The following is a 7292-nucleotide window of genomic DNA, read 5'->3' as shown; positions in this document are numbered from 1 at the left end:
CGGCGCGACGCGCGCCTGGACGGTACGACGCCGGCTTCGGCTCGGCAGCGCGCGCGGCGAGCGCCAGCTGGTGCGCGAGACGATCCACCTGCGCCTTGAAACGGATGATCTGCTGCGAGTCGGCGCGCTTGACCGCCTGGATGAAGTCGCCGACCTGCTCCATCTGCACCCACAGGTTCGCGCGCAGCATGATGAGCCCGTCGAGACGATTGCCCATCATGCGCCCGTACGCGGTGAGCACCGCGTTGCGGTGCGCCTCGTCGAGCTTGGAGAAGATCCACGCGAGGTCGCGCGCCGGATCGTTCACCTGCATGCGCTGCCAGTTGTTGATCGCGGTGATCGTGGAGCCGTTGAAGCGCACGTCGCCGTCCTCGAAGCCGCCGTGCACCATGCACGTGTTGAACGCCCACAGGCCTTCGGTCTCCATGATCTTCGACCAGCTGGAGGTGATCTCCGGCGGCACGTGGCCCGCGTTCTTCAACCGTGCGATCCATGAGGTCAGCTGCGCGCGGATCTGCCCGGTGACGTACGCCGGGTAGCCGGCCGGGCCGAGGAACGACGGGTTGAGCCGGTGGATCGCGCCGATCGCCGTGCCCATCGCCGCGCAGTCGTCCAACGTGAGGAAGTTGAGGTCGCGTTCGACGCCGTCCTGATGCATCGCCACCATGACGGCCGTGTCGCCGGTGGGGCCCTTCGGGTCGGTGCCGGGCGCGAAGCCGAGCACGCGGTCGAGCGCGAAGCCGAGTCCGCCCGGCTCGCGGGCCTCGGCGAGCGCCCTTGCCGCCTTGACCCTGGCCGCGAGCTTCCTGCGTCCCGCCTCGGTGTTGGAGGCGTACACGTCGTACGTCTTGCCGGTCACGTCGCGCACCTGCGCCTGGTCGATGCCGTCGGCGTGCGTCATCCCCGGGAACACGCCGGCCACGACGACGGACGGCAGGGCGGCGGAGGTGAGGGCCGCCAGCATCAGTTCATTACGTTCTGTCACACTCCCACATTAGTACACGCCGCCCCGTGGTAGCGCCCGCGACGCCACGGTTTTCGGGCGTCGTCGCGCGCACGTGCCGGCATGGGCGGCCGCGTGCGCCGCGCGGTGTGCCACAATGAGGGCATGGACAGGTTGCTTGACGGGTTGGATGAGGCGCAGACGGCGGCGGCGAGCGCGCTGGACGGTCCGGTGCGGATCGTCGCGGGCGCGGCGCGGGCAAGACGCGCACGGTGACGCGCCGCATCGCGCATGCGTGCGCGACCGGCGCGTGGGATCCGTCGCGCACGCTCGCCGTCACGTTCTCGGTCAAGGCGGCCGCGGAGATGCGTGTGCGTCTCGCGTCGCTCGGCGTGGGGGAGCAGGTCACGGCGTCCACGTTCCACGCGACGGCGTTGCGCCAGCTGCGCCGCGTGTGGACGGACGTGTGCGACGCGCCGTTCCCGCGGCTCGTCGAGGACGCGCGCGACGTCGCGGCGCGTGCGCTGCACCGCGTCGACGCGGGCGTGGACGAGGACGACGCGACGGTGCGCGCGATCCGTGACGAGATCAACTGGGCGAAGATCTCGCTCGTCGCGCCCGATCAGGTGACGCGCGTCGCCGCCGTCACCGGCCGGTGCCGCCCCGCGGGTCTCGAACCGGAGCGGTTCGCCGACGTGTACGACGCGTACGAGCGGGAGAAGACGGCGCGCGGCGCGATGGATTTCGACGACATCCTGCTGATGGTCTGCCATGTGATCGAGGATTTCGAGGAGGCGGCCGCCGCGATCCGCCGGTCGGTCGGCTGGCTGACCGTCGACGAGTATCAGGACGTCTCGCCGTTGCAGCATCGGCTGATGCGGTTGTGGCTGGGCGACAACCGCAACGTGTGCGTGGTGGGCGATCCGGCGCAGACGATCTACTCGTTCGCCGGCGCGTCCAGCTACGATCTGCTCGCCTTCGCCGACGAGTTCAAGCCGCTTGCGGCGGACGTTTCGCTCAACACGGACTACCGTTCCACGCCGCAGATCGTCTCCTATGCGAACCGGATCCTCGCCGCCTCGCCGGTGCGGCATGAGTATCTGAAGCTGGTCTCGGCGCGCGAGGGCGGGCGGCGCATCGAACGCACCGTGTACGAGACGGACGAGGAGGAGGCGCGCGGCGTGGCGATGCGCATCCGCCGGCTCGTCGATCAGGGCGTCGATCCGGCGGATTGCGCGATTCTCACGCGCATCAACGCGCAGCAGGCCGTCTGCTGCGCGGCGTTGCGGCATGCGGGGATCGGCTACCGGGTGAAGCGCGACAACGGTTGGGCGTCCGCCTCGCCGGTGGCGGACATGGACATGGCGGCGCGGCTCGCGATGGTGGAGGCACTGCGCGAACGCGACGAGGCCCAGGAATCGCGGGCGGCGCGGGAATCCGCCGGCGCGGGGACGTCCGATGCCGCGGCGGCGCGGCGATTGGCGGCGAAGCTGGGGCGCGTGACCGTGTCGACCGTGCACGCCTCGAAGGGCCTCGAATTCAAGCACGTGTTCGTGATCGGCTGTTCGGAGGGGCTCATGCCCTACGGTTCGCCGCAGCCGGGGGACGCGTTGGAGGAGGAGCGCCGCCTCATGTACGTGGCGGTCACGCGCGCCGAGGACACGCTCCACGTCTCCTACGCCCGCACCAAGGAGGGCCTAGGCTCCCAGTCCCGACGCCTCAGCCGTTTCCTCAGCTGACTCGGCGCCCGCCCCCGCCGGCGTGCCGTTGACGTGCCCGACAACGGGGACGGGGTGCCGACGGGGTGTTAGCGGGCTGCTGTCGGGCCGTTGAATGGGGGGGGGGGCGGAATGCCGGCGAGGTGTCGGCGATGCCGGTTCCGTTCCTATTCCGGCCCACGCTAGCGGGGCCGTTGGCGATGCCGGTTCCTATTCCCGCCCCCGCTGGCGGGGGCTCCCGCGAAGCGGGTGGGGGTGGTCCACCGCCGGACTCTACTTGTCGCCCTCCTCGCCGAGCAGCTTCGAGAGCTCCGCATCCCAATCGGTGCCGGTGGAACCGGACCCGCCGGCACCGTTCGAACCGCCCTTGCCGTCGCCGTCCGAACCGGAGCCCGCGTTCCCCGCGGCTCCCGGCTGCGCGGCCGTGCCGTTCTCGCCCGCGAGCACGGGCAGCAGGTCTGGGTGCGACCATTTCGCGTCGCGGGCCTCGACTCCCTCCGCGGAGGTGATCATCTCCCACATGCCGGCCGCCTCGCGCATGCGCTTCGGACGCAGCTCCAGACCCAGCAGGCTTTCGAACGTGCGCTCGGCGGGGCCGCCGGTGGCGCGCTCGCGGCGCATCATCTCGCGCAGCTGCTCGATGTGCGGGATGTGCGCCATGCCGGCGCGCCACACCACGCAGTCCACCCAGCCCTCGACCATCGCGAGCAGGGATTCGAGCGCCGCCAGAGCCTCCCGCTGCTCCGGCGTGTCCGGGATGCCGACCTTGGTGAGGTTCACCGCGCCGGAGATCGAATCCGGGTCGAGCGCGCCCGCGTCGCGCAGCTGCTCCTCCATCGCGTCCAGGTCGATGGAGATGCCGCGCGCGTACTTGCCGATCAGCGCCTCGAATCGTGGCATCAGCCACGGTACGGCCGAGTAGAGGCGTGCGTGCGCCACTTCGCGCAGGGCGAGGAACGCCGTGACCTCCTCGGCGGGGATCGGGTCGGGGCGCACGATGTCGTCGAACAGGGCCTCGGTCTCCGGATCGGAGGCCGGGTGGTCGGAGGAAGAGCGGTCGGCGGCCGGGTGGTCGGCGGTCTTCGCCGACGTGAAGCCGATCGGGGCGGATGCCTCGGTGTCGCCCGAGCCCGCATCGTCCGCGGCTCTGGTGCCCGTGGAGCCTTCGCCGTTGAGCTGTTTCGTGTACTCCTCGACGTTCTGCGCGACCAGCGCGCCCGCCGGGTTCGACAGCAGCGCGATGCCCTGGTCGAAGCCGCCGTGCACCTCGCGGCTCAGCGAGCCGGCCGCATGCCCCAGCTGCATCGCGAACGACGTGTTGCCGAGCAGCTTGACCAGCTGCTTCGGGTCCTTCATGCCGTCTGGAATCGGAATCGGCACCGGGCCGGCGAACATGCCGGCGATCTCGCCGTCGAACGCGCCGCCGAGACGTTCGGAGATCACCGAGGCGAGCGCCTCGCCCATCGAGGAGGCGACCGGCGCGGCGAACTTCGCCCACGCGTCGAGCGTGTCCTCCACCCAGCCGGCGCGGGTGAGCGCCTGCGGCTCGCCGGGTGCCGGATCGAACTCGCACGCCGTGTCCAGCCACAGGTTCGCCTCGCTCATCGCACGGCGCACCGCCGCGCCCTCGGCGGCGGTGACGCTCGTGCGCGAGCCGTCCGCGTTCGCCTGCTGGAGGGCGAGCGAGCGGGCGAGCTTCACGTTGATCGGCCCCTCCTCGACCACCTGGTTCATGTCGCCCATCGTGTTGAGGCCGCCCGCGGTGAACGCGGCCATCATCTGCTGCACCTCCGCCGGGTTCGGCAAGGTGCTCGGATCCTGGCTCATCAGCTGTTCGCGGATCGAATCGGGCAGCTGGGAGCTCTGCTGCCACGCCATCTCGCCCTGCACCGGGCCGAAGCATTTGATCAGCCACTCGTGGATTGCGTTCTCGTCCATATCGGATCCTCTTGTCTGTCGCCGTCGGGTTGCGTTTCCTGCCGTCCATATTAGGGTGTCCCGCGCATGTTTCGCGCAAAGCGTGCACTGGTATGATGCGCGATATGTCCTTCCTTTCCAACTTGCTGTCGTATTACGGGCTCACCGGGCACGTCGAACCGGACGGCACCATGCACCTGACCCGTTTCGGCAGGCTCCTGCGCTACGTGCGCGCCCGCTCGCCCCGCTGGTTCGCGGGCACGGCGGCCGTCGCGCTGAGCGTGGTCACGCTGTGCCTGCCGAGCGCGTATTCGACCGAATGGCCCGGGCCCACGCGCGACGTGCTCGGCACGGTCGACACGGGCGAGGGGAATGGGACGTCGCAGATGATCGGCGTGACCGGCGTCGCCACGCACAAGGATTCCGGCAGGCTCCTGCTCGTCACGATCTCCGCGAACGGCGTGCCCGGCTATCCGCTGACCAACGCGGAGGTGATCTGGTCATGGCTCGACCCGCAGCGCGTCGTCACGCCGCGCGAGGCGGTCGTGCCCGCCGGCCAGTCCACCGACGAGTACCAGAAGGAGACGAAGCGCGAGATGTCCTCCTCGCAGGACAACGCCGTCAAGGCGGCGAAACGCTTCCTCAAGGCGAAGGGCGTCGACGTGTCCGGCATGAAGGTCGAGATGCACGTCGACGGCATCGGCGGTCCGTCCGCCGGCATGATGTACACGCTCGGCCTCATCGACAAGATCACCCCGCAGAACGAGACCGGCGGCAGGACGATCGCCGGCACCGGCACCATCGACGCGAAGGGGAAGGTGGGGGCCATCGGCGGCATCCGGTTGAAGATGATCGCCGCGAAACGCGACGGCGCCGCATGGTTCCTCGCGCCGAAGTCCAACTGCGACGAGGTCGTCGGCCACGTGCCCGACGGGCTGCGCGACGTGAGCGTCTCCACGATCGACGAGGCGTACGCGGCGCTCGTCGCCATCGGCGAGGGCAAGGGGGAGTCCCTGCCGCACTGCGTGGTGAAGTGAGATGCGCGGACGGGGCGTCCGCGGCGCCGTGGCGCGTGCGTCCGTCTCATTTTTCCCCGTGTGTTAACGTTCCTGTTCGCCAAGTGTTGGTATTGTGGTCTTCGTGAATCAAACCGCATCACAGAACGCTGAGGAATTTGGGTTTAAACCCGGCGACATCGTGCAGGAATGGCTGTGGGATGACGACGTGGACGATTCGATCCGTGAGAAGATCGAGAATCTGACCGGGCAGGATCTCGTCGACGAGGATTACGACTCCGCCGTGGACGGCGTGATTCTGTGGTGGCGGGACGGCGACGACGAGGACGAGCTGTCCGACACGATCGTCGACGCGTACGCCGTGCTCGGCGACGACGGCCCGCTGTGGGTGCTCACCCCGAAGCCCGGCCGCGAAGGCGCCGCCAGCTCCAGCACCGTGCAGTCCGCCGCGAAGACCGCGGGCATGAACGCGGCCACGCCGATCACCGTGAGCCCCGACTGGAACGGCATCCACCTGCGCGCCTACGGCAAGGGCCGCTGACCGTACGTATGCGAAGAGGCTTGGAATCATCCGATTCCAAGCCTCTTCCCGCATCGTGGGCGATGAGGGGCTCGAACCCCCGACATCCACCGTGTAAAGGTGGCGCTCTAGCCGACTGAGCTAATCGCCCGCACCGCAACACCATAGCGTAAGCCGCGACGAAACACGCGAAGCCGCGTCACGGCTCATGGCGGCGCCTGCGCGGGCGCCCGGTGGGGGACACGCGCGCCGTCGCGCGCGAAAACACCCCGGAAACGTGAACCCGGTGGTGAATGTGACGTGATTGTTCCCTGCGATTCGCGCGATCGGACGCGATTGCGTCTCAACAATCACGTAAGGTGGCAGACAGTATCGTTCGTTCCTCTAGGAGGTTGATAGCCCATGGCGCAGCAATCCGAAGCCGGAATCCCCAGGGCAGGCAAGCGCAAGTGGGGCTACGACCCCGCCCAGGTGGACGCGTTTCTGGAGCGCGCGCACGCGTTGTACGACAGCGACGGCGCGCAGCTGACGCAGCGTGACATCCAGAACGTCTCCTTCGACCTGACCCGCGGCGGCTACGAGATCGCGCAGGTCGACGCCGCGCTCGCCCGTCTCGAACGCGCCGTGGTCGACAAGCAGACCACGTGGGAGATTTCCCAGCACGGCCGTGTCGCATGGAAGGCGAAGACCGAGGAGCTGTACCGCGAGATCGCCAAGCATCTCGACCGCGGCGAGCGCGAGCGCTTCGGCTCCGGCAAGCCGCGCACCCCCTCCTACGACCGCAAGCAGGTCGACAAGCTCGCCGACCAGATCGCCGACAAGGCGGCCGCCGAACTCGGGCTCGACGGCGTGTCCAAGAAGGACGTGCGCGACCTCGACAAGATCACCGCCGACTTCGTCTCCAACTCCGTGTTCACGCAGCGCAAGGGCAAGAAGGGGTACGACGAGCGCCAGGTCGACTACTTCCTCAACACGTGCGTGCAGCTGCTGAGCCGCATCGAATCGTTCGACCGCGTCGCCGACTACGTTACGTCCGACGGCGAGGGCGCGCATGACGCCGCCTCCGCGGTCGCGCCGGCCGCCGCGCCCGCGTCGGTCGACGGCATCGCCCCGCTGTTCTCCCCGGACGCCCAATACCAGCGTCCCGCGGCCCCGCAGTCCGACGGCGCCGACGCGCC

Annotated in this window: 5 protein-coding genes, 1 tRNA gene and 1 pseudogene; 4 read left to right on the top strand and 3 right to left on the bottom strand. The window is 69.3% G+C overall.

Annotation, left to right across the window (positions count from 1 at the left end):
- A partial coding sequence (locus tag BSTEL_RS11205) for a phosphotransferase (RefSeq protein WP_051923099.1) occupies positions 1 to 964 on the bottom strand: 964 nt, incomplete at its 3' end.
- Between the two features lie 144 nt (positions 965 to 1108).
- Between BSTEL_RS11205 and BSTEL_RS11200 the strand changes: the two are divergent.
- Positions 1109 to 2682: pseudogene (locus tag BSTEL_RS11200) on the top strand (ATP-dependent helicase).
- A gap of 252 nt (positions 2683 to 2934) precedes the next feature.
- Here the strand turns inward: BSTEL_RS11200 and BSTEL_RS11195 are convergent.
- Positions 2935 to 4599, bottom strand: a complete 1665-nt coding sequence (locus BSTEL_RS11195) for a zinc-dependent metalloprotease (protein WP_034530444.1) — start codon at positions 4597 to 4599, stop codon at positions 2935 to 2937.
- Positions 4600 to 4769: 170 nt separating this feature from the next.
- On the opposite strand from BSTEL_RS11195, the gene BSTEL_RS11190 reads away from it, so the two are divergent.
- On the top strand, positions 4770 to 5615 hold the full coding sequence (locus BSTEL_RS11190) for a YlbL family protein (RefSeq protein WP_034530447.1): 846 nt from the start codon (positions 4770 to 4772) through the stop codon (positions 5613 to 5615).
- Positions 5616 to 5718: 103 nt separating this feature from the next.
- Entirely contained in the window at positions 5719 to 6135 is a 417-nt protein-coding gene (locus BSTEL_RS11185) for a DUF3052 domain-containing protein (protein ID WP_034530445.1), read from the top strand.
- Positions 6136 to 6191: 56 nt separating this feature from the next.
- Here the strand turns inward: BSTEL_RS11185 and BSTEL_RS11180 are convergent.
- Positions 6192 to 6265 (bottom strand) — tRNA-Val (locus BSTEL_RS11180).
- Positions 6266 to 6516: 251 nt separating this feature from the next.
- Here BSTEL_RS11180 and BSTEL_RS11175 point away from each other — a divergent pair.
- Positions 6517 to 7292 (top strand): DivIVA domain-containing protein (locus tag BSTEL_RS11175; protein WP_034530442.1); only part of this gene is annotated, 776 nt, incomplete at its 3' end.

This window comes from Bifidobacterium stellenboschense (assembly GCF_000741785.1).
Lineage (GTDB): Bacteria > Actinomycetota > Actinomycetes > Actinomycetales > Bifidobacteriaceae > Bifidobacterium > Bifidobacterium stellenboschense.
The sequence above is the reverse complement of the archived record's forward strand: the minus strand, read 5'-3'. Positions and strand labels throughout refer to the sequence as shown.